Raw genomic sequence first — 20843 nt, 5'->3', positions numbered from 1 at the left:
TCCCTTCAGGCGCAGGTGAGCCGGGCCGCGGCCCAGTCGCCGCGGTCGTAGGAGTTGCCGTCGCCGCCGTCGGTGACGACGAGCCGCAGGTACTGGGCGCCGCGCAGGTCCGCGGCCAGGGGCAAGGCCGGGTCCTGCCAGGTGCGCACGCCCGTCGAGGCCGCCTTCGCGCCGTCCGCGTAGATCTCGAACGTCGCGGAGCCCTGCTTGTTCGTCGCCTCGCGCTCGTCGTCGATGCCGACGTCCGCGGTGAACGCCGTGCAGCGACCGCCCAGGTAGAAGACGACTTCGCTGGGCGCGTGGGCGCCGAGGCCTTTCGGGTGGACGACGCCGTTGATCGTCAGCGGCTTGCCGTCGCCGGCGGGGATGCTGCCGTTGGACATGTTCCGCTCGACCGGGCCGTAGCCGTTCTTCTCGGCCGCCCAGCGCAGGTCGCTCGCCCACGCGGATGCCGTCGGCGGTGCCGTGGGCACGGTGAGCCGCTGCTCGCCGGCCCAGCTCGCCTGACCGAACCCGAGGGCCCGGTACGTGACGCCGCCGCGCAGGACCGCTGTCGTGCCTTCGGTGCCGGCCGGCGGAGTCACCCGCCAGCGGCCGGCCGCGGTGTCGCCGGTGCCGAGCACGAACTGCCGGGGCCTGGCCGGCTGCTCGACGCGCCAGCCGGCGGGCGCGGTGAGCGTGACGCGCGGGTCGAACACCGGGACGCGGGCTTCGTCGGTCGCGGAGACCGTGACCTCGAAGGGCTTGCCGGCGGGCGTGATCTCGCCCGGCACGCCCGGGACCGGCGCGGCCAGCTCGATGCCCGTGCTCACCAGAGGCGCGTTCCGCCACCAGGCGCCGCCCGCGTGCACCCGGTACACGACTGTCGCGTGTGGTGGGACGACCGCGGCGAGCCGGCCGGCGGTCTGGAGGTCGCGGTGGGCCCAGAGGTCGCGAGCGGAGTACCCGGCGGCCTTCGGAAGGCCGATGCCGGCCGCGGTGGTGCCGATCGTGGCGGACGACGTCGTTTCGTTGAACAGCGCGACCGCGACGTCACCGTTCGCCAGGGGCTTGGCGAACACCCAGTGTCCGTCCTGGTTGGACAGCACCCGCGCCTGGACCCCGCGGCGGTCCTGGTCGAGCGCGATGACCTCGGCGTTGCGCAGGACGTCGAAGTTCTCCGGCGAAACTTTGCGCAGGTCGGCGCCGATGAGCAGCGGCGCGGCCATCATCGCCCACAGCGAGAAGTGGGACTTGTACTCCTCGGTCGTCATGCCGCCGTTGCCGACCTCGAGCATGTCGGGGTCGTTCCAGTGCCCGGGCCCGGCGTACTGCGCGAGTGGCGCGTTCGCCTTGAGGATCTGGAGCATCTTGGCCCAGTTGTCCTTGATGTCGCCGGTGGTGCGCCAGAGGTGCCCGACGTCGGCGCCCCACGTCCACGGCTTGTTCTCGCCCCACTCGCAGAGCGAATACACGATCGGGCGACCCGTCTTCTTCAACGCGTCACGCATCTTCGTGTAGCGCTCGAGCGCGGGCCGTCCCTGGTTGTTGCAGTTGTCGTACTTGAGGTAGTCGACGCCCCAGCCGGCGAACGTCCGCGCGTCGACGTCTTCGTGGTCGAGCGCGCCCGGCTGGGTCTTCGCGCAGGTCAGCGTGCCCGCGCTGGTGTAGATGCCGAACTTGAGGCCCTTCGAGTGGACGTAGTCGGCGAGGGCCTTGATGCCGCTCGGGAAGCGGGCCTTGTTCGCCTGCATGCGCCCGTCGGCGTCGCGCGCGGCCTCGGCCCAGCAGTCGTCGACGTTGACGTACTCGTAGCCGGCGGCCTTGAGGCCCTTGGCGACGAAGATGTCGGCGGTGTCGCGGATGATCTGCTCGTCGACGGCGCAGCCGGTGGTGTTCCAGTTGTTGAACCCCATGGGCGGCGTCAGCGCCAGGCCGTCGGGCAGTGCTCGCGCGGACGTGACCGACACCACGGGCAGCAGCGCCGCGACGGCGATCACCAAGCCGAGTCGTCTCACCAGAACGTCACCTCGTCGTGAGAGATCCGATGTATTTGCCCGAGACAGTAGGAACGACGCGATCATCGGTCAACGATTAACCGATTTCACCAGCCTTTTGGCGTAGCGCATCAGATATCAGACTTTGCAGAGGTCAGACCTCCAGGGTTCCCGCTGACCGACACCTCCCCACGCCCAAGTGCGCTGCGCCACACCGCCGGGTGGCGGCACGGGAGTACCGGTGTCTGGTCCATCACAGAGAGGAACCCGGAGGTGAGCTGCCTGCCGGGAGCGGGTCTAGCATCCGATTCATCCAGGCTCGATGACGGAGATCTCGGCACTGCCGCCGCGCCGCGGCGACTGCGGACCTCATGGCCACCGGGCGCACAGTCAGACGTTGGAGGCCGTTCACCGATGTCCACCACGGCGAGCACTGCCCCCCAGGCAGCGGCGAGCGATCGGGCGGGTGCCTCGCGCCGGCAGGGGACCTTCTACCGGGGCGACCCCGGAATGTGGTCCTGGGTCCTGCACCGCATCACCGGCGTGCTCACCTTCTTCTTCCTGTTCGTGCACGTGCTCGACACCGCGCTGGTGCGCGTGTCGCCGAACACCTACGACCAGGTCATCGAGACCTACAAGACCCCGATCGTCAACCTCCTCGAGGTCGGCCTGGTCGGCGCGGTCCTCTTCCACGCGCTCAACGGCATCCGCGTCATGCTGGTCGACTTCTGGTCGAAGGGCCCGAAGGTCCAGAAGGCGATGCTGTGGGTCATCGGCGTCGTCTGGGTGGCCGTGATGGTCCCCGGTGCGTTCTTCATGATGAAGCGCACCGTCGAAACGCTCTTCGGGGGTAACTGACATGACCGAGTCGCTCGCCCTCGACAAGCCCCGCTCCCCGAAGCGGCCCGCCGCCCGCCGGAGCAACTTCGAGCTCTACAGCTGGCTGTTCATGCGGATCTCCGGGCTGGCGCTGATCATCCTGGTGCTCGGCCACCTGCTGATCATGAACATCCTCGACGGCGGTGTGCACCGGATCAACTGGGGCTTCGTCGCCGGCCGCTGGGCCTCGCCGTTCTGGCAGTTCTGGGACCTCTCGATGCTCTGGCTCGCCGAGATCCACGGCGGCAACGGGCTGCGCACCATCATCGACGACTACGCGCGCAAGGACAGCACGCGGTTCTGGCTGAAGATCCTGTTGTACGTGTCCATGGCGCTGATCCTGGCCGTCGGCACGATGGTGATCTTCACCTTCGACCCGAACATGCCCGCGAACTGACTGTTCCTACTTCGGAGAACTCCCACCATGCAGTTCCACAAGTACGACGTGGTGATCGTCGGCGCCGGCGGCGCCGGGATGCGCGCGGCCATCGAGTCCGGCCAGCGCGCCCGCACCGCGGTCCTCACCAAGCTCTACCCGACCCGGTCCCACACCGGCGCGGCCCAGGGCGGCATGTGCGCCGCGCTGGCGAACGTCGAAGAGGACAACTGGGAGTGGCACACCTTCGACACGATCAAGGGCGGCGACTACCTGGTCGACCAGGACGCCGCCGAGATCATGGCGAAGGAGGCCATCGACGCGGTCCTCGACCTCGAGAAGATGGGCCTGCCGTTCAACCGCACGCCCGAAGGCAAGATCGACCAGCGCCGCTTCGGCGGGCACACGCGTGACCACGGCAAGGCCGCGGTCCGCCGCGCCTGCTACGCCGCGGACCGCACCGGGCACATGATCCTGCAGACGCTGTACCAGAACTGCGTCAAGTACGGCACGGAGTTCTTCAACGAGTTCTACGTGCTCGACCTCGTCACCAGCGAGGACGAGAACGGCAACCCGGTCGCCTCCGGCGTCGTCGCCTACGAGCTGGCCACCGGCGAGCTGCACGTCTTCCAGGCGAAGTCGATCGTGATGGCCACCGGCGGCGCGGGCAAGATCTTCAAGACGACGTCGAACGCGCACACCCTCACCGGTGACGGCCTCGGCATCATCTTCCGCAAGGGCCTCCCGCTGGAGGACATGGAGTTCTTCCAGTTCCACCCGACCGGCCTCGCGGGCCTGGGCATCCTGATCTCCGAAGCCGTCCGCGGCGAGGGCGGGATCCTGCGCAACGCCTCCGGCGAGCGGTTCATGGAGCGCTACGCCCCCACCATCAAGGACCTCGCGCCGCGCGACATCGTCGCCCGCTCGATGGTGCAGGAAGTGCTGCAGGGCCGCGGGTGCGGCCCGAACAAGGACTACGTCGTCCTGGACGTCACGCACATCCCCGAGGAGACGCTGAACGCGAAGCTCCCGGACATCATGGAGTTCTCCCGGACGTACCTGGGCGTCGACCCGGTGAAGGAGCCGGTGCCGGTCTTCCCGACCTGCCACTACGTGATGGGCGGCATCCCGACCAACATCCACGGCGAAGCACTGCGGGACAACGAGAACGTCATCCCCGGCCTGTACGCCGCGGGCGAGGTCGCGTGCGTGTCCGTGCACGGCTCGAACCGGCTCGGCACGAACTCGCTGCTCGACATCAACGTCTTCGGCCGCCGCGCCGGCCTCGCCGCCGCGGAGTACGCGCTGGCGCACGAGCACGTCGAGCTGCCGGAGAACCCGACGGCGCTGGTCGAGTCGCAGCTCGCCGGCCTGCTTTCCGAGCACGGCGACGAGCGCGTCGCCGACATCCGCAAGGAAATGCAGCAGACGATGGACTCGCACGCTTCGGTGTACCGGACCGAGGACACGCTGAAGCAGGCGCTGACCGACGTCCAGGCGCTGAAGGAGCGGTACCAGCGGATCACCGTGGCGGACAAGGGCAAGCGGTACAACACCGACCTGCTCGAAGCCGTCGAGCTCGGCTTCCTTCTGGAGCTGGCCGAGGTGCTCGTGGTGGGCGCGCTGGCGCGCAAGGAGTCCCGCGGCGGCCACGCCCGCGAGGACTACCCGACCCGCGACGACACGAACTTCATGCGGCACACCATGGCCTACAAGCAGGGTGCCGGGCTGTCCGCGGACATCCGGCTCGACTACAAGCCCGTGACTTTCACCCGCTACGAACCGATGGAGCGGAAGTACTGATGACCACCGCTACTGCTGAGTCGGCTGTCGCTTCTGACGAGCACACGCCGATCACGGTCACGCTGAAGATCCTGCGGTTCAACCCGGAGATCGACGACGAGCCGCACTGGGAGTCCTACGACGTCCCGGCGCAGCGCACTGACCGGCTGCTGAACCTGCTGTTCTACGTCAAGGACTACATCGACGGCACGTTCGCGTTCCGCCGCTCCTGCGCGCACGGCGTGTGCGGGTCCGACGCGATGCAGATCAACGGCATCAACCGGCTGGCCTGCAAGGTGCTGATGAAGGACCTGCTGTCGTCGTCCGGCAAGCCGACCGTGATCACGATCGCCCCGATCAAGGGCCTGACGACGTTGAAGGACCTGTACGTCGACATGGACCCGTTCTTCGAGGCTTACCGGGCCATCAAGCCCTATCTGATCACTTACGGCAACGAGCCGACGCGCGAGCGGATCCAGTCCCAGGCGGACCGCGACCGGTTCGACGACACGACGAAGTGCATCCTGTGCGCGTGCTGCACGTCGTCGTGCCCGGTGTACTGGAACGACGGTTCGTACTTCGGCCCAGCGGCGATCGTGAACGCGCACCGGTTCATCTTCGACTCGCGCGACGAGGGCGCGGAGGAGCGCCTGGACATCCTGAACGACGGCGAGGGCGTTTGGCGCTGCCGCACGACGTTCAACTGCACGGACGCTTGCCCGCGCGGGATCCAGGTCACGAAGGCGATCCAGGAAGTGAAGCGAGCCCTTCTCTTCAAGCGCGTCTGACGCTCGGCTCGGCTTCAAGTCCGTGAAGGCCACCTTGAGGGACGCTGAGTCCCTCAAGGTGGCCTTCACGGCTTTCCAGAGTTATCCACATCAGGTGGGTTGTCCACAGGCTGGCGGTTTGGGGCTGGCGTCGGTATGGACAAGGTCAGCACCATCGGGAGATGCCGAAGAGGGGAAGATGGGCTCAGCATCCCGAACTGCTGAAAGCACTGAGCCGAGAAGGCGTGATTCGGGCGGTCAGCCTGGAGTCGCTCGAAATGAGCAGCAGGGTCATCTACCGGCGATGCCTTCCCGGCGGCCCGTGGCAACGGCTGCTCCCCGGCATCATCCTGCTGCACAACACCGAACCGACCCGGCGCGAGCAGCTCGTCGCGGCGCTGCTCTACGGCGGAAGCCAAGCCGTGATCACCGGAGCGGCGGCATGCCGACAGTACGGCCTTCATGTGCCCGCCGAGTTCCCCGAGGCCGAAGTACACCTGCTGGTGCCTCATGAGCGGAAAATCCTCAGCAGCGAGTTCGTCACGATCGAACGCACCGTGAGGCTGCCAGGCCCCTGGCTGAGGGACGGCCTTCCACTCGCGCCACTGGTGCGCGCGACGACCGACGCGGTCAGGCGGACACGGGCCGAGGAACCCATCGGCCGGCTCCTCATCGAGGCGGTTCAGCGGGGTCGGTGCTCTCCCAAGGCGATCAGCAGAGAACTGGATCGCGGTACGAAGCGCGGCACCGCCATGCCACGCCGTCTGCTGACGAAGTGGGCCGATCTCCGCTCGATCGCCGAAGCGCGGGCCCGACAGCTGAGCCGGCGATTGCCCGTTCCACCGAGCCATTGGAATCCGGCGATCTGCGACGCGTCGGGGAAGTACATCGGGCGCCCGGACGGTTGGTGGGACAACGTGGCGTTGGCCTGGGAGATCGACTCCGTCGACTTCCACTTCTACCGGGATGGCTACGCGAAGACACTGCACCGGAACAACCGATATGCGGCAACCGGAATAACTGTGGTCCAGACCCTCCCGTCGCGCGTCGAGAACGATCCGGACAGCGTTCTGGAAGAACTCCAGTCGGCCTACCGGGAAGCCTCGATGCGCCCACGGCCTGCGGTCTTCCTGAGTGAGGAAGCTGCGTGAAGGCCACCTTGAGGGACTCTGAGTCCCTCAAGGTGGCCTTCACGGACAAACGGTGAGGGGCTACCGGACCGCGTCCAGGGCGTTGACCAGGCCGTGTCCGTAGTAGGAATTGTTCTTCGCCGGGCCCGTGCACGCCGTCTCCGTCGACGCGCACTTCACCACGTCCGCCTCACCCTCCAGCAGCTGGGCGAGCAACCAAGGCGGCGCCCCGCGGAACCGCGACGCCAGCAGCGCCGCCACCCCCGCCACGTGCGGCGAGGCCATCGACGTCCCGCACTTCGAGCCGTAGAGCCCGCCGAACACCGTCGACAGCGGGCAAGCGGGCCCGGCGCCGTCGGGCGGTGTCTGCGAGAAGTCGCCGCCCGGGGCCGTCACGTCGATCGCACCGTAGTTGCTGAACGACGACTTCGTGCCCGCGTAGCCCACCGAGGACACGTTCATGACCCCGTCGATCGCCTTCGGCAGGATGCCGCAGGTCGAATCCACCGGGTGCGGGCGGTTGGGGTCCGTGGTCTGCGCCGTCGTGTCGAAGCCGGAGTTGCCCGCCGCCGCCACGTTCAGCACGCCGCGGTGCGTCGAGTACTCCACCGCCCGGCGGACCGCTTCGAACGCCGCCGCGTCGCCCGGCTGCTTCGGGCAGTAGAACATCCCCGGGTCGATGTAGTAGCTGTTGTTCGTCACGGCGAAGCCGTGCTTGGCCGCCCACACGAACCCGCACACCGCCGACTCCGGGAAGATGTAGCCGGCGTCGTTGACGACCTTCACCGAGGCCAGCCGCACGCCCGGCGCGACGCCCGTGAAGCCCGCCGCCGGGTCCTTGCCCGCGATCGTGCCCGCCACGTGCGTTCCGTGGTCCGACGTCGTCGGCGCCCACGACGCCGGCGAAACATCGGGCGCCCCGGTGAGGCAGCCCGCCGAAGCGGACGCGGAAACCGCCGCGCGAAGGGCCGGGTGAGTCACGTCGATGCCCGAGTCGAGCACGCCGACCGTCACCGCGCGGCTGCCCTGGTAGACCTTGTTCGCCTCGGGCGCGTGAATCGCCTTCATGTCCCACTGCTGCGCCGACACGTCACCGGCGGCGGCCGTCGACCGCGTGTCCTCCAGCGTCCGCACCGCACCGAGCGAGGAACGCGCCGACGCCTGGCCGGCCACGTCCTTGCCGCCCGAGTACGCCCGGTAGACGCCGATCTTCTGCTGGAAGACCGCGTCGCGCGAGCTGGCGATCGCGACGCCGATCTCGGCGTAGTAGGCCACCTTCGTGCCGCACTTGGCGGCCAGCTCCTTGTCGACCGTCGAAGCGCGCGTACCCGGCTGGTAGGTCACGACGTAGGTGTACGGCGTGCTCGTCGTGTCGCAGGCGGCCGGCGCGGCCTCGGCGGCCGGCGCGGCGAACAGGCCACCCGCCACGGCCAGTGCCAGCGGAGCCGCCAAACGGCGTGAACGGGACATGCCACCTCCAGTATTCGGTGGCGCCAACCTAAGCCAGGCCGATACCGGGCGCCACCGACCAAAGGGGGACTTCTCAGGCGCGGGCCCGCACCCCGCGCCAGCCCAGCACGCCGATGATCGTGCCGAGCACGAACGACACGACGGTCAGCACCGCGTGCACGACGAAATACGCGGTCGGAGAGCCCGCTGGGGTCCAGGATCGGTCGCTGTCCCACAGGTTCTTGGCGAAAGTGATCCAGATGATCCACGACCACACGCCGAAGGCCAGCAGGAACAGCGAGGTGCCTCGCGAAATGCGCATGCCCCTGAGTATGCGACGCGGGCCGCGGCGCTAGATTGCGTGGGTGCACTCCGCTGTCTCCCGGTCGCTCAAGGTCTTCACGACGACGCTCGCCACCGCCCTCCTGGCCCTGAGCACGCCGGCGCTGGCGGCCGCCGCGCCGCCGCCGGGACCGTGCGCGAACCGCCAGGCCCCGCCGCCGGCGGTCGACACGTCGGAGAAGCCCGCCCCCGGCCGCGCGGCCCCCGCCCCGCTGGGGGTGCCCGCGGTCCCGGTCGGTGGCCCGCGGATGGCCGAGTGCGGCCTGGTCACTCCGGACGGAGCGCTCAACCCGCCGGACGGCAACACCGCGGCGTCGTGGGTCGTGCAGGACCTCGACACCGGCGCCGTCGTCGCGGCGAAGGACCCGCACGCCCGGCAGCGGCCCGCGTCGCTGATCAAGGCGCTGCTCGCGATGGTCGTCCTCACCGAGCTGAACCCTGAACGGGTGATCGTCGCGACGCAGGAGGACGCGGAGCAGGAGTGCACCTGCGTCGGCCTCGTCGCCGGCGGCCGGTACACCGTCGACCAGCTGCTGCACGGCATGCTGATGCACTCGGGCAACGACGCCGCGCACGCGCTCGCGACGGCGCTCGGCGGGGTCGACTCCACGGTGACGAAGATGAACGCGACGGCGGCCCGCATCGGCGCGCTCGACACCCGCGCCGCGACGCCGTCGGGGCTCGACGGGCCGGGCATGTCGACCTCGGCCTACGACGTGAGCCTGATCTTCCACTACGCGATGAAGCAGCCGGAGTTCGCGAAGGTCATCGCGACGAAGAACTTCGAGATCCCGGCGACCGGCGGCAAGCCGGTCATCCCGATCTACAACGACAACAAGCTGCTCGGCGTCTACCCCGGCTTCCTCGGCGGCAAGACCGGCTTCACGAACGACGCCCGCCACACCTACATCGGCGCGGCGCAGCGGAAAGGGAAGCGGCTGGCGGTCGTCATGCTGCGCGCCGAGCAGAAGCCGACGAGGGTGGTCGACCAGGCGGCGAAGCTGCTCGACTACGGCTTCGCGCTGGAGGACGACCGCGCCGAGGCGGTCGGCCAGATCACCTACCGGTCCGCGACGACGCCGGAGAGCGGCGACTCGTCCGTGCTCGCCGACGGCGGCACCGGCAACAGCGGGACGTCCTCGGCCGCGGCCCCCGCCAAGGACGACCCGTTCGGCGTCACCGGCTGGATCATCACACTGGTCGTGTTCCTGATCATCGTCGGCGGGTTCGTCGTCGGGCACCAGCGCAAGAAGGCCGCGAGCTAGCGGAATCCGGGTCCGGGCCGGCGTCAGGACCGGCGACGGCCCAGCCAGGCGAGCAGGGCCCCGGTGCCGAACGCGCCCGCGACGGCGCCCATGCCGGGTCCGCGCCGCACGGTGACGTGCTGTTCGAGCCGCACCGGCGGTGGGGGTTCGACGACCTTGCGCTGGTTCTCCGTCGCCGTCGCCGTCCACGCGGTGACGAGCAGGAGGAAGCGGGAGACGAGGTTCGCGAACACGAGGAGGCCGATGACCGGCCCGAACAGCGCGAACGCCGGCGACTTCGTGACGGTGGCCAGGTAGAGCGTGGCGGCCTGCTGCAGGATGACGAACCCGACGGCGGCGAACACGGCGCCCTTGACGGCGCTGCGCAGCGCCGCGCGTTCGCGGGGCAGGCGCGCGATCACCCAGAGGAAGACGAGGGTGTTGGCGAGCAGGCCGAGCACGATGGTCCCGCCGCGGAGCAGGACGATCGCCCAGGTCTGCTGCTCGAGGCCGACGAATTCCAGCAGGAACTGCCCGACCCCGCCGCCGACCGCGGTGAGCGCGAAGGACACGACGAGCGCGACGCCGAGCCCGACCAGGGCGAGCAGGTCCTTGAGCGTGGTCTTGACGATGGGTTGATGCCGCTTCTCCTGGCCCCACTGCGCGGTGAGCGCGTCACGCAGGTTCGCCATCCAGCCGATGCCGGAGTAGGCGGCGATGAGCAGACCGAAGATCCCGACGCCGCTGCCCGACTTCAGCGCGGCGTCGACGATGCCGGTCACGAGGGGCTGCAAACCGCCGGGCACGGATCTCTTGATGCCGTCGGAGATCTGCCGGATGATGTCCGGATCGTTCCCGACCGCCAGCCCGACGATGGCGAAGGCGACCATCAGGATCGGGATGACGGACAACACGCTGAAGTAGGTGATCGCTGCGGCGTAGTGGTTGCCGTACCGCTCGGTGAAGGCGTCGTTGGCCCGGATCAGGTGATCGAGCCACGGGTACTTCCGCCGCAACCGCGGCAGGAGCTTTTCCTTCTCTTCTTTCGCCACTGTAAAACGCTAACCACGCGGAGTGACTCCCGCAACGCGAGCGCCCCGGCCTCACCGGACCGGGGGCAGGAACCCGATCCGCTGGTAGGTCTTGGCCAGGGTCTTCGACGCCACCTCACGGGCCCGTTCCGCGCCGGCGGCGAGGACCTTGTCGAGCTCCGCGACATCGTCCAAATAGGACTGCGCCCGGCGCTGAAAGGGGGTCACCCACTCGACGAGCACGTCGGCGAGGTCCTTCTTCAGGTCGCCGTAGCCCTTGCCCTCGTACGCGGCCTCGAGGTCGGCGATCGTGCGCTCGGTGAGCGCCGAGTAGATGGTCAGCAGGTTCGAAACGCCCGGCTTGTTCTCCGCGTCGAACACCACCTCGCGGCCGGTGTCGGTGATCGCCGAGCGGATCTTCTTCGCCGAGCGCTTGGGGTCGTCCAGCAGCTCCACGAGACCGTTCGCGCTGGAGGCCGACTTGCTCATCTTGGCCGTCGGGTCCTGGAGGTCGTAGATCTTCGCCGTGTCCTTGATGATGTACGGCTCCGGCACCGTGAACGTCTTGCCCAGCCGGTTGTTGAAGCGCTGCGCGAGATTGCGCGTCAGCTCCAGGTGCTGGCGCTGGTCCTCGCCGACCGGGACCGCGTCGGCCTGGTACAGCAGGATGTCGGCGGCCTGCAGGATCGGGTACGTGAACAGGCCGACGCTCGAACGGTCGGCACCCTGCTTCGCGGACTTGTCCTTGAACTGGGTCATCCGGCCGGCCTCGCCGAAGCCGGTCTGGCACTCCAGCACCCAGCTCAGCTGGGCGTGCTCCGGCACGTGGCTCTGCACGAACAGGGCGCTGCGCTGCGGATCGATGCCGATGGCGAGCAGCTGCGCGGCCGAGACGCGAGTGCGCTGCCGCAGCACCTTCGGGTCCTGCTCGACGGTGATCGCGTGCAGGTCGACCACGCAGTAGAACGTTTCGTGCGTGTCCTGCATCCGCACCCACTGGCGCAGCGCGCCGAGGTAATTGCCGAGGTGGAACGAGTCGGCGGTGGGCTGGATCCCGGACAGGACCCGCGGGCGGCGCTCTGCTGCGACGGTCTGCTCTTCGGACACGTCAGGATTCTTTCAGGCCGGGACGCGCGGTGGGCGCCGAGGGCCCTCAGGCGTTCGGGCGCGACGTGAGGAACGGGCGGGTCGGCGTGGCGTCGGGCTCGCCGAGGACGGCTTCGGCCAGCGCGGTGACCGGGTCGGGCACTTCCGGCACGGCCGGGGCGGCCTCGGCCAACCGGGTCTTGCGGCGCTGGCGCAGCACACCCAGCGTCATCCCGACGATGCCGAGCGCGACCGCGACCAGGCCCACGGGGCCGAGCACGCCGAAGCTCTCCGCGTTGCCGTCGGCCCGCGCGGTCGTGATGACGTCGGCGGACGCGCTCCCGCCGACGGCCAAGAGCAGGCCGGCGGGGACGAGCGCGACCACCACGGCCGCGCGGAACCCGCGCAGCGTGGACCGCATCAGGAGTTGACCTGGGTTGCGCACCGGAGTGCCTCCCGCGAGTGACGAGCGCAGTGTTTTCACCCAAAGTCTCACCCAACCGAGTGAGACGCTGCGTGCTACTGGTCAAAAAACTACCGAGCGTGTCAATACCTGCCGGTACTGGCTGACTCGAACGCCGAGACTAGCGTCCAACTGTGAACACGGTCCGGGCGACCCCACGGTTCACCTCGCCTCCCCTTTGGCGTCACCGCGCCGGATCGAGTCCGCGGAGCAGCTTGCGCAGGACGTCGTCGACTGCGGCGGTCGTTCGGGTCGAGCGCGCCGCCCGGGTGGCCTAGATGTCGTACGTGGCGGTGACCGGCGCGTGGTCGGACCAGCGCTGGTCGTAGGCCGCGGCGCGTTCGACCACGACTTCGACGACCTTCTCGGCGAGGCCGGGGGTCGCGAGCTGGCAGTCGATGCGCCAGCCGGAGTCGTTGTCGAAGGCCTGGCCGCGGTAGGACCACCAGGTGTAGGGGCCGGGGCCTTCGGGGTCGAGGCGGCGCTGCACGTCGGTGTAGCCCGCCTCGGTGTAGACGCGGCCGAGCCACTCGCGTTCCTCGGGCAGGAAGCCGGAGTTCTTGCGGTTGCCGCGCCAGTTCTTGAGGTCGACGGTGTCGTAGGCGATGTTCCAGTCCCCGACGACCACCACCTCCCGCCCGGCCGCGGCGGCCTTCGCCCGCAGCTCGACGAGGTAGGGCAGGAAGGCGGCCATGAAGCGTTCTTTTTCCGCTTGGCGTTCGGTGCCGACGTCCCCGCTGGGCAGGTAGAGGCTCGCGACGACGACGTTCGGGAGGTGCACCTCGAGGTAGCGCCCGCTGTCCTCGAACTCGGGCTCCCCGAAGCCGACGCGAACCTCCCCGGGCTCGACACGGCTGTAGATGGCGACGCCGTTGCGCCCCTTGACGGCCGAGGGAGCGTGCACCGCGAACCAGCCTTCGGGCTCGACAACCTCGGCGGGCAGCTGACTCGCTTCGGCGCGCACCTCCTGGCAGGCGACGACGTCGGCCTTCGTGGTGGCGAGCCACTCGACGAAGCCCTTCTTGGCGGCGGCCCGCAGGCCGTTGACGTTCACGGTGGAGACGGTCAGCACGCGGTGCACGCTACCGGCCGGGGTGAGGGTGGTCGCCGCCGCTGCCGGGTCGCGCGGGTTGGGCGGTATTCGGGCGCGAGTGGCCAGCGCTGTGGGGCCGGCGCGACCGTGCGGGTCGCCCGGCGCCGTGGGGGCGGCACCGCGGGTCGGACGAAACCGTGCGGGTGGCCGGCGCCGTGCGGCCGGGGCGGCGCCGCGAGGCTGACTCCACAGGGCTGGGCACCACAGGGCCGGCGAAAATCGGTGCTAGTGGCGGCACCTGCTCTGCCAGACTGCCGCGCATGGATGATGCCGTCGGCCGGCTGACCGTGCTCGGCAGTTGCGGTGCCTGGCCGGAGCCCGGCCGGGCGTGTGCCGGGTTCCTGTTGTCGCACCAGGGCTTCCGCGTCGTTCTCGACCTCGGGTACGGCGCCGCCTCGCGGTTGTTCGCGCACTGCCCGGACCGGCTGCCCGACGCCGTCGTCGTGACGCACGAGCATCCCGACCACTGCGCCGACGTGAGCGCGCTCGGGCGGGCCTGGCACTACACCGTCCAGGCGAACGCACCCGGCGACCCGCCGCGGTTGCCGTTGCACTGCACGCCCGGGACCGTCCGGCGGCTCGAAGCGATGGAACCACGGCCTCATCCGGCGGAGCTGTTCGACGTGCACGACCTCGGCGAGCCGGCCGACGTGGGCCCGTTCCGCCTGACGACGCACCCGCTCCCGCACCACGTGCCGAACTTCGGCGTGCGCCTCAGCGCGCCCGGGCTGACGGTGGCCTACACCGGCGACACGGGACCGTCGCCGCTGCTGGCCGACCTCGCCCGCGACGCGGACCTGGTCATCTGCGACGCCACCCTCCGCACCCCACCGCCGGAGGGAGAGCCCCGCTACCTGATGACCGCCGCGGAGGCGGGCCACTGGGCGGCACGAGCCGGAGCGCGCCGGCTCATGCTGACCCACTTCTGGCCCGGCACCGACCGCGCCGCGGCCGCCGCCGAAGCCGGCACCGAGTTCGGCGGCGAGGTGCTGATCGCCGAAGAGGACCTCATCGTCGCGCTCTGACCCCCGTCGAAACGCAACCCACCGAGGATCCCCACCACCACGCCCCGACCCCCGTCGAAGCGCGACCCACGAAGATCCCACCGCCGCGCCTCAACCCCCGTCGAAGCGCGACCCACGAAGACCCCCGCCACCACACTCCGACCCCCGTCGAAGCGTGGCCTCCGGACTCGACCTCCCAGCACCGTCCGATCCGCACGCCGCCCGGCCGCTTCGCCCGCGGAACTCCCCCTGGAGACCCCGCGGACACCATCCGCGCCCGTGCCGCATTCAGTTGTCGCCCACCCTCAGGCGTCTCCTCCTTCCCCGGCGACCCCACCGCCGACCTGCGCTTTCCGACCTGATCAGTTCTAGCAGCACCCACCGACAAAAACGGCGCCTTGACGCCACAAGCTATGTCTATTAGCTTTCAAGCTATGCCAAGTAGCCGCCGAGCCCATGTCTCCTAGAGCAGGCCTCACGACCGAAGCGGTGGTCGCCCTCGCTCTCGAGATCGTCGACGAATCCGGCCCGGAAGCCCTGACCCTCGCCAAGATCGCCGAACGCGCCGGCGTCGCCGCACCGTCGCTCTACAAGCACGTCAAGGGCCTCGCCGACCTCCGCCGCCTGATCGACCTCCGCGTCGTCCGGGAGATGACCGAAACCCTGCGCACCGCCGCGACCGGCCGCGAAGGCGCCGACGCCGTCGCCGCGCTCGCCGATGCCTACCGCGCCTACCTGCGACGCCACCCGCGCCGCACGCAAGCGCTTGCCACCGCCCCGGACCGCGGCGACGCCGAACTGAGCACCGCGACTCACGCCGTCGCCGAAGTCGCCTTCGCCGTCCTACGGCCCTTCGGCTTCGACCACGCGCAGGCCGTGCACGCGACCCGCTGCCTCCGCGCCGCCGTTCACGGCTTCGCCGAACTCGAAGCGTCCGGCGGCTTCGGCCGCCCCGAAGACGTCGGCCAGAGCTTCGAAGTCCTCAAAACCATGCTGGTCCAAGGCATCACCGACTACGCAAGAAAGCAGAAGAAGCACTGATGACCTTCATCCTCGCTGTCCTCCTCTTCACCGTCGGGCTGGGCGTGCTCGACGCCCGCTTCCCCTGGACGGAGGAGCGCAGATGATCGCCGGGCACTTCGGGCTGGCCGCCGCGGTCAAGGCGGGCCGGCCCGCCATCCCCGTCTGGACCCTGATGCTGGCCACGGCCTGGCTCGACGTCGTGTTCGTCCCGCTCTACCTGAGCGGCGTCGAAACGATCGACGGCGCCGGCTACGGCGGGGGTGTCATCCACGCCGACTACACGCACTCCCTCGTCGGCGCGCTCGTCCTCGCCGCGGTGTTCGGCGCCGTCGCGGCGTGGCGGCTCGGCCGCGAAGCCGGCCTCGTCCTGGGCGCCGTCGTGTTCTCGCACTGGCTGCTCGACCTCGTGGTGCACCGCGCCGACCTGCCGATCCTGCCCGGCAACGCGGGCGACCTGCCCACGTTCGGCTTCGGGCTCTGGCGGCTGTCCGCCGTCTCGGCCGTCGTCGAACTGCTGATGCTGGCCGTCGGCATCGGGCTCTACTGGCGCGCCGCGGCGAAACGCGACCCGAAACGCGCCCGCACACTGGGCCTGTCGGCCGCCGCGTTCGGCGTCGTCACCCTGGCGGCCGACCTCCTGGGCGTCTGATCAGCAGGCGGAACCCGAGACCGGCTCGGTGAACGCGGCGGCCACCCACTTGTCGTCGGCCACCTTCCGGAAGCCGTTCTGCACGCCGGGCAGGGCGTCGAACTGGGCGTCACGCAGGTACTTGCCGACGATCTTGGCGTTGCCGTCGGCCGTCTCGCGGGCGTTGAGGACATCCGCGGTCACCGTCACCTTGCAGCCGGTGGCCGACGCACCCGCGGCCTGCTTGTTCGTGTTCAACGCGTAAATGACGATGACCGCGATGATGGCGCCGATGACAAGGGTCTTCTTCGACATTCCGAGGACCACGCCTTCCTCCAACTGCGAATCCCGTCCACGACAAGGTTAGGCAATCCTTTACCCGCACCGACACCCCTGGATGCCGCAACCACCCGGAGGCGCCAACGGAGTCACTCGTCGTGACAGTGCGTGAACACGCGAAAAGCCCCCTTCCGGCGAACCGGAAGGGGGCTTTCACGCGGAAATGCCGGAAACTCAGCCCTGGGCGATCTTCTTGGCCAGGTTGTCGTCCAGCGTCGCGAGGAACTCCTCGGTCGTCTGGAACGGCTGGTCCTTGCTGATGAGCAGCGCCAGGTCCTTCGTCATCTGACCGCTCTCGACGGTCTCGACGACGACCTGCTCCAGCTTGTTCGCGAAGCCGATCAGCTCCTGGTTGCCGTCCAGCTTGCCGCGGTGCTCGAGACCACGGGTCCAGGCGTAGATCGACGCGATCGGGTTGGTCGACGTCGGCTTGCCCTGCTGGTGCTGGCGGTAGTGCCGGGTGACCGTGCCGTGCGCGGCCTCGGCCTCGACGGTCCGGCCGTCCGGCGTGCGCAGCACCGACGTCATCAGGCCGAGCGAGCCGAAGCCCTGGGCGACCGTGTCGGACTGGACGTCACCGTCGTAGTTCTTGCACGCCCAGACGTAGCCGCCCTCCCACTTCATCGCCGCGGCGACCATGTCGTCGATCAGGCGGTGCTCGTAGGAGATGCCCTTGGCGTCGAAGTCGGCCTTGAACTCGCTCTGGTAGATCTCCTCGAACACGTCCTTGAACTGGCCGTCGTAGGCCTTGAGGATGGTGTTCTTGGTGGAGAGGTAGACCGGGAGCCCGCGGTCGAGGCCGTACTGCAGCGAGGCGCGCGCGAAGTCCTCGATGGACTTCTTGAAGTTGTACATCCCCATCGCGACGCCGCCGCCCTCGGGGAACTTCGCGACCTCGAACTCCATCGGCTCGGAGCCGTCGTCCGGGGTGTAGCTGATGGTCAGCGTGCCCGGGCCCGGGACCTTGAAGTTGGTCGCCTTGTACTGGTCGCCGTGGGCGTGCCGGCCGATGATGATCGGCTTCGTCCACGTCGGCACCAGCCGCGGGATGTTCTGGATGACGATCGGCTCGCGGAAGATCACGCCGCCGAGGATGTTGCGGATGGTGCCGTTGGGCGACAGCCACATCTTCTTGAGGCCGAACTCCTCGACCCGCGCCTCGTCGGGCGTGATCGTGGCGCACTTGACGCCGACGCCGTGCTTCTTGATGGCGTTCGCGGAGTCGATCGTGACCTGGTCGTCGGTGCGGTCCCGCTCCTCGATACCCAGGTCGTAGTAGTCCAGGTTCACGTCCAGGTACGGGTGGATCAGCTTGTCCTTGATGAACTGCCAGATGATGCGGGTCATCTCATCGCCGTCGAGTTCGACGACGGTGCCCTGGACCTTGATCTTGGCCATGAGCAGCGGTGCTCCTTCCGCGGATCTTCGCGTTGCTTCATACGTCTCGCCGGTAGCGGTACAAGCGTACTGCTTGACGGAGCCGGCTGGGTCCCGTAGTGGTCGGTATCAAGTCTCCCCCGGCCGTTTGTGGCGGGGATCACCGGGCGGGACCCGCTGCTCAGCGATCCGACCGCTCACCGAGTGACAGTCGCGCTCGGCGGTGAACCAAGGCACGATGCCACCCGTGAACCCAGCATGAGGGAGGTGACCGGCCATGACGACTCATCGGTACGCCGACCACGACGAGACCTACGACGACTACGAGGGTTATGACGAGTACGAGGAGACCCCCGCCGTCGCGCCCGACGAGCGGCCGCGCCGGGGTAGCTCGCACGTGGTCAGCGCGCTCGGCGGGCTCGTGCTCACACCGGTCGCCCTGGGCCTCCTGAGCTGGGGCGGCCTGCGCCAGCAGCAGCTCATCCAGGCCACGCTCAGCACCAACCGCGACCCGCTCGGCATCGCGCTGCTGGCCGGCGGGGCGATCCTGCTGCTGGTCGTCGCCGCGTTCGGCGCGTTGTCGGCGGTCGGCCCGATCCTGGGCGGGCTGATCTACGGCGTGCTGCCCGGCGTCGCCGCGATGGCCGTGCCCGAATGGGGCTTCCGGCTGGTGAACCTGATGCCGAAGAGCGACATCGCGTACGGCGTCATGGACTTCCTCTTCATCGGCGGGCTGCTCGGCGTCGGCTTCCTGCTCGTCGGCAGCGGCCTGGCCAACGCACTGGTCCGGCGGCGGCGCGCCGCCTGACGCACGCCGGTGAGATCATCGGCGGATGGGACTGTTCACCGTCGCGGAGGCACGCGACGAACTGGCGCGGCTGCGGCCGGTCCTCGACGAGCTGGTGCGCGTCCGCGCCGACGCGGCCGAGCTCGCGGCATCGCTGCGCCCGGGTGGCCGGGCCACCGACCTCGGCGGGCTGCCGGAGTGGAAGGCCGCTCAGGCCCGCCTCGACGACCTGATGACGACGGTGCAGCGCACCGGCGCCGAGCTCAAGGGGTTCGCACCGCTGCTGGTCGACTTCCCGGCCGAGCTCGACGGCACCGACGTGCTGCTGTGCTGGCTCGAAGGCGACCTCGAGCTGGGCTGGTACCACCGCGCCGATCTCGGCTTCGCGGGCCGTCGTCCGCTGAAAACCGCTGGCGGCCCCGGCTAGGTTGAGTCGGTGGACCACGACTCCAGGGCCGCCTTCTTCGACGGCACGGCCGAGCACTACGACGAAGACCCCACCTTTCACGCGGCAGTGGCGGACGCGCTGGTCGCGCCGCTACCCGAGGGCCCGGAGCTGGTCCTCGACGTCGCCACCGGGACCGGCTTCGCGGCGTACGCGGCGTTGCGGCTGAAGCCGGCTCGCGTGCTGGCCGTCGACCTGTCGCCGGCGATGCTCGCGAAGGCCGAGGCGAAGGCGCCGGAGCTGGATCCTTCGGGGCTGATCTCGTGGCGGGTGGCGCCCGCGGTGCCGATGCCCGCCGAGGACCACTCGGCCGACGTCGTGCTCTGCGCGTCCTCGCTGCACTTCCTGGGGGCCGAGGCGTTCCCGGACTGGCTGCGCGTGCTGCGGCCGGGCGGGCGGCTGGCGTTCTCGGTGGTGTCGGGGGCTCGGTTCAAGCCGTCCGGGGAGTTCGCGCCTTTCGTGCCGCGGGACCTCGACTTTCCGCACGACGAAGCCGGGGCCGCCGCGCTGGCGAAGGACTTCGTGGACGTTTCGGCGAAGACGTTCACCGTCGACGACGGCGACCGCGTCCGAAGCGTCTTCGTCGTGCACGCGACGGCCCCGTGACTCAGGCCGTGAAGTGGACCTCGCCGTGGGTGGCCGGGCCGTCCGGGCTGCCGCAGTGCTGGACGAACGTGACGTCCACCCCCGTGGCGTCGAGCCGGTCGATCGTGAAGTCCGCGTAGTCGTCGCCGCAGCCGAAGTTGCCACTGACCACGAAGATCCCCGGTGTGCTCAGCGCCGGGTCGCTCTGGCCGCGGAAGCGCGCGCCCGTGTACGTCCCGGTGTGCAGGGCCTCCCCCGCCGGGGCGCTCAACTCGACGCGCAGGTCCTTCAGGCCCGACTGGACGTCGATCTTCAGCCTGCCGTCGTACTCCCACACGGCGATCTCGTCGCCTGGCGCCGCGTACTGGGCACTGCCCTGCAGCGGCCAGGCCCCCTCTTCCGAGGTGTAGGCGACCGTCTGCACCGGGTCCGCCGAAGCGACCGGCACGAGCGCCAAGCCCAACCCGGCCGCCGCCGACAAGACCACGCAGGCACGACGAAGTGAATTCACGGAACCTCCCCATTCCGGGCCGCCTTCCGCGGCACCACCGATCATGGTGCCAGCGCGGGCTACGGCCGGACAGTGGGTTTTCACTCACCGGTGCAGCGATGCCCCCTTGAAGATCTTGTCCACCGCGTTCTTCGGTCCGTGCACCGCCAACCCCGCCAGGGCCAGCTTCTCGCCCGGCACCGCACGGACCGCGGCCCGGTTGTCCGCGTCGTTGCCCGTGTGGAACAGCTCGTCGGTGAAGATCGAAATCCGCAGTCCGCGGCCCAGTGCCCGGCCGTGCGCCGCGGTCAGGACGTCCGCGCCGCCCGAGAAAACCAGCACCGGCTGGCCGAACATCGGCAGGTACTCCGTGTCGTCCGCGTCGAAGTACGGCTCGCCCATCAGCTCGGGCGTCACGTGGGCGATGCCGCTCACCAGGAACGCGGTGACGTTCAGCCGCTGCCAGGACGCCAGGTCGTCGCGGAGCAGGACGGCGATCTTCGTGTCGAAGGAAGTCATGCCCCGAAGACTCGCCCGGCCACCACCA

General features: G+C 69.5%; 23 protein-coding genes. 12 read left to right on the top strand and 11 right to left on the bottom strand.

Annotated features, from left to right (window positions below; all coding sequences use genetic code 11):
- Positions 1 to 5: 5 nt before the first annotated feature.
- The gene (locus AB0M82_RS40935) at positions 6 to 1997 is read right to left on the bottom strand and encodes an NPCBM/NEW2 domain-containing protein (RefSeq protein WP_364734303.1); all 1992 of its coding nucleotides are present in this window, start codon (positions 1995 to 1997) and stop codon (positions 6 to 8) included.
- A gap of 393 nt (positions 1998 to 2390) precedes the next feature.
- On the opposite strand from AB0M82_RS40935, the gene sdhC reads away from it, so the two are divergent.
- From sdhC to AB0M82_RS40910, 5 genes are all read left to right on the top strand, one after another.
- A complete protein-coding gene (gene sdhC, locus AB0M82_RS40930) occupies positions 2391 to 2834 on the top strand; it encodes a succinate dehydrogenase, cytochrome b556 subunit (protein ID WP_364734301.1) in 444 nt (147 codons plus the stop codon).
- Between the two features lies 1 nt (position 2835).
- Entirely contained in the window at positions 2836 to 3252 is a 417-nt protein-coding gene (locus AB0M82_RS40925) for a succinate dehydrogenase hydrophobic membrane anchor subunit (protein WP_364734299.1), read from the top strand.
- Between the two features lie 27 nt (positions 3253 to 3279).
- On the top strand, positions 3280 to 5034 hold the full coding sequence (sdhA, locus tag AB0M82_RS40920; protein WP_364734297.1) for a succinate dehydrogenase flavoprotein subunit: 1755 nt from the start codon (positions 3280 to 3282) through the stop codon (positions 5032 to 5034).
- Positions 5034 to 5801, top strand: coding sequence for a succinate dehydrogenase iron-sulfur subunit (locus AB0M82_RS40915; RefSeq protein ID WP_364734295.1), 768 nt, complete (start codon positions 5034 to 5036; stop codon positions 5799 to 5801). Before sdhA ends, AB0M82_RS40915 begins: the two co-directional genes overlap by 1 nt.
- A 161-nt stretch (positions 5802 to 5962) precedes the next feature.
- A complete protein-coding gene (locus AB0M82_RS40910; RefSeq protein WP_364734292.1) occupies positions 5963 to 6931 on the top strand; it encodes a hypothetical protein in 969 nt (322 codons plus the stop codon).
- Between the two features lie 60 nt (positions 6932 to 6991).
- Here the strand turns inward: AB0M82_RS40910 and AB0M82_RS40905 are convergent, their stop codons facing one another.
- Together AB0M82_RS40905 and AB0M82_RS40900 are read right to left on the bottom strand one after the other, a co-directional pair.
- On the bottom strand, positions 6992 to 8380 hold the full coding sequence (locus AB0M82_RS40905; RefSeq protein WP_364734289.1) for a S8 family serine peptidase: 1389 nt from the start codon (positions 8378 to 8380) through the stop codon (positions 6992 to 6994).
- A 73-nt stretch (positions 8381 to 8453) separates the two neighbouring features.
- Positions 8454 to 8681, bottom strand: coding sequence for a hypothetical protein (locus AB0M82_RS40900; protein ID WP_364734287.1), 228 nt, complete (start codon positions 8679 to 8681; stop codon positions 8454 to 8456).
- Between the two features lie 43 nt (positions 8682 to 8724).
- Between AB0M82_RS40900 and AB0M82_RS40895 the strand changes: the two genes are divergently transcribed.
- On the top strand, positions 8725 to 9966 hold the full coding sequence (locus AB0M82_RS40895) for a D-alanyl-D-alanine carboxypeptidase family protein (protein WP_364734284.1): 1242 nt from the start codon (positions 8725 to 8727) through the stop codon (positions 9964 to 9966).
- Positions 9967 to 9989: 23 nt separating this feature from the next.
- Here AB0M82_RS40895 and yhjD read toward each other — a convergent pair whose 3' ends face one another.
- From yhjD to AB0M82_RS40875, 4 genes are all read right to left on the bottom strand, one after another.
- Entirely contained in the window at positions 9990 to 10997 is a 1008-nt protein-coding gene (gene yhjD / locus AB0M82_RS40890) for an inner membrane protein YhjD (protein ID WP_364734281.1), read from the bottom strand.
- Positions 10998 to 11048: 51 nt separating this feature from the next.
- A complete protein-coding gene (gene trpS / locus AB0M82_RS40885; RefSeq protein WP_364734279.1) occupies positions 11049 to 12083 on the bottom strand; it encodes a tryptophan--tRNA ligase in 1035 nt (344 codons plus the stop codon).
- A 46-nt stretch (positions 12084 to 12129) separates the two neighbouring features.
- Positions 12130 to 12483, bottom strand: coding sequence for a hypothetical protein (locus AB0M82_RS40880; protein WP_364734276.1), 354 nt, complete (start codon positions 12481 to 12483; stop codon positions 12130 to 12132).
- Between the two features lie 316 nt (positions 12484 to 12799).
- Positions 12800 to 13606, bottom strand: a complete 807-nt coding sequence (locus tag AB0M82_RS40875; protein ID WP_364734273.1) for an exodeoxyribonuclease III — start codon at positions 13604 to 13606, stop codon at positions 12800 to 12802.
- Between the two features lie 272 nt (positions 13607 to 13878).
- Here AB0M82_RS40875 and AB0M82_RS40870 point away from each other — a divergent pair, with 272 nt between their 5' ends.
- The 3 genes from AB0M82_RS40870 to AB0M82_RS40860 all read left to right on the top strand — a co-directional run bounded on the left by AB0M82_RS40870 (position 13879) and on the right by AB0M82_RS40860 (position 16294).
- Entirely contained in the window at positions 13879 to 14643 is a 765-nt protein-coding gene (locus tag AB0M82_RS40870; protein ID WP_364734271.1) for an MBL fold metallo-hydrolase, read from the top strand.
- A gap of 435 nt (positions 14644 to 15078) precedes the next feature.
- Positions 15079 to 15663, top strand: a complete 585-nt coding sequence (locus AB0M82_RS40865; RefSeq protein WP_364734268.1) for a WHG domain-containing protein — start codon at positions 15079 to 15081, stop codon at positions 15661 to 15663.
- An 82-nt stretch (positions 15664 to 15745) separates the two neighbouring features.
- Positions 15746 to 16294 carry a permease gene (locus AB0M82_RS40860; RefSeq protein WP_364734266.1) on the top strand — a complete coding sequence of 183 codons (549 nt, stop codon included), beginning with the start codon at positions 15746 to 15748 and terminating at the stop codon, positions 16292 to 16294.
- On the opposite strand, the gene AB0M82_RS40855 is transcribed toward AB0M82_RS40860, so the two are convergent.
- Positions 16295 to 16588, bottom strand: coding sequence for an SH3 domain-containing protein (locus tag AB0M82_RS40855; protein WP_364734263.1), 294 nt, complete (start codon positions 16586 to 16588; stop codon positions 16295 to 16297).
- 198 nt (positions 16589 to 16786) lie between these two features.
- Entirely contained in the window at positions 16787 to 18010 is a 1224-nt protein-coding gene (locus AB0M82_RS40850) for an NADP-dependent isocitrate dehydrogenase (protein WP_364734260.1), read from the bottom strand.
- A gap of 256 nt (positions 18011 to 18266) precedes the next feature.
- Here AB0M82_RS40850 and AB0M82_RS40845 point away from each other — a divergent pair, with 256 nt between their 5' ends.
- From AB0M82_RS40845 to AB0M82_RS40835, 3 genes are read left to right on the top strand one after another with little or no spacing between them, the layout of a single operon-like run.
- A complete protein-coding gene (locus AB0M82_RS40845) occupies positions 18267 to 18797 on the top strand; it encodes a hypothetical protein (RefSeq protein ID WP_364734258.1) in 531 nt (176 codons plus the stop codon).
- Between the two features lie 25 nt (positions 18798 to 18822).
- Positions 18823 to 19203, top strand: a complete 381-nt coding sequence (locus AB0M82_RS40840) for a DUF2203 domain-containing protein (RefSeq protein ID WP_364734255.1) — start codon at positions 18823 to 18825, stop codon at positions 19201 to 19203.
- A gap of 9 nt (positions 19204 to 19212) precedes the next feature.
- Entirely contained in the window at positions 19213 to 19827 is a 615-nt protein-coding gene (locus AB0M82_RS40835) for a class I SAM-dependent methyltransferase (protein ID WP_364734252.1), read from the top strand.
- Between the two features lies 1 nt (position 19828).
- On the opposite strand, the gene AB0M82_RS40830 is transcribed toward AB0M82_RS40835, so the two are convergent.
- Positions 19829 to 20317 (bottom strand): hypothetical protein, encoded by a 489-nt coding sequence (locus AB0M82_RS40830; RefSeq protein WP_364734250.1) that lies wholly within the window; start codon positions 20315 to 20317, stop codon positions 19829 to 19831.
- Positions 20318 to 20401: 84 nt separating this feature from the next.
- Positions 20402 to 20815: a DUF2000 domain-containing protein gene (locus AB0M82_RS40825; RefSeq protein WP_364734248.1), complete on the bottom strand. Its 414-nt coding sequence runs from the start codon at positions 20813 to 20815 to the stop codon at positions 20402 to 20404.
- Between the last annotated feature and the right edge of the window lie 28 nt (positions 20816 to 20843).

This window comes from Amycolatopsis sp. NPDC051128 (genome assembly GCF_040682715.1).
In the GTDB taxonomy this organism is placed as follows: Bacteria; Actinomycetota; Actinomycetes; order Mycobacteriales; family Pseudonocardiaceae; genus Amycolatopsis.
The sequence above is the reverse complement of the archived record's forward strand: the minus strand, read 5'-3'. Positions and strand labels throughout refer to the sequence as shown.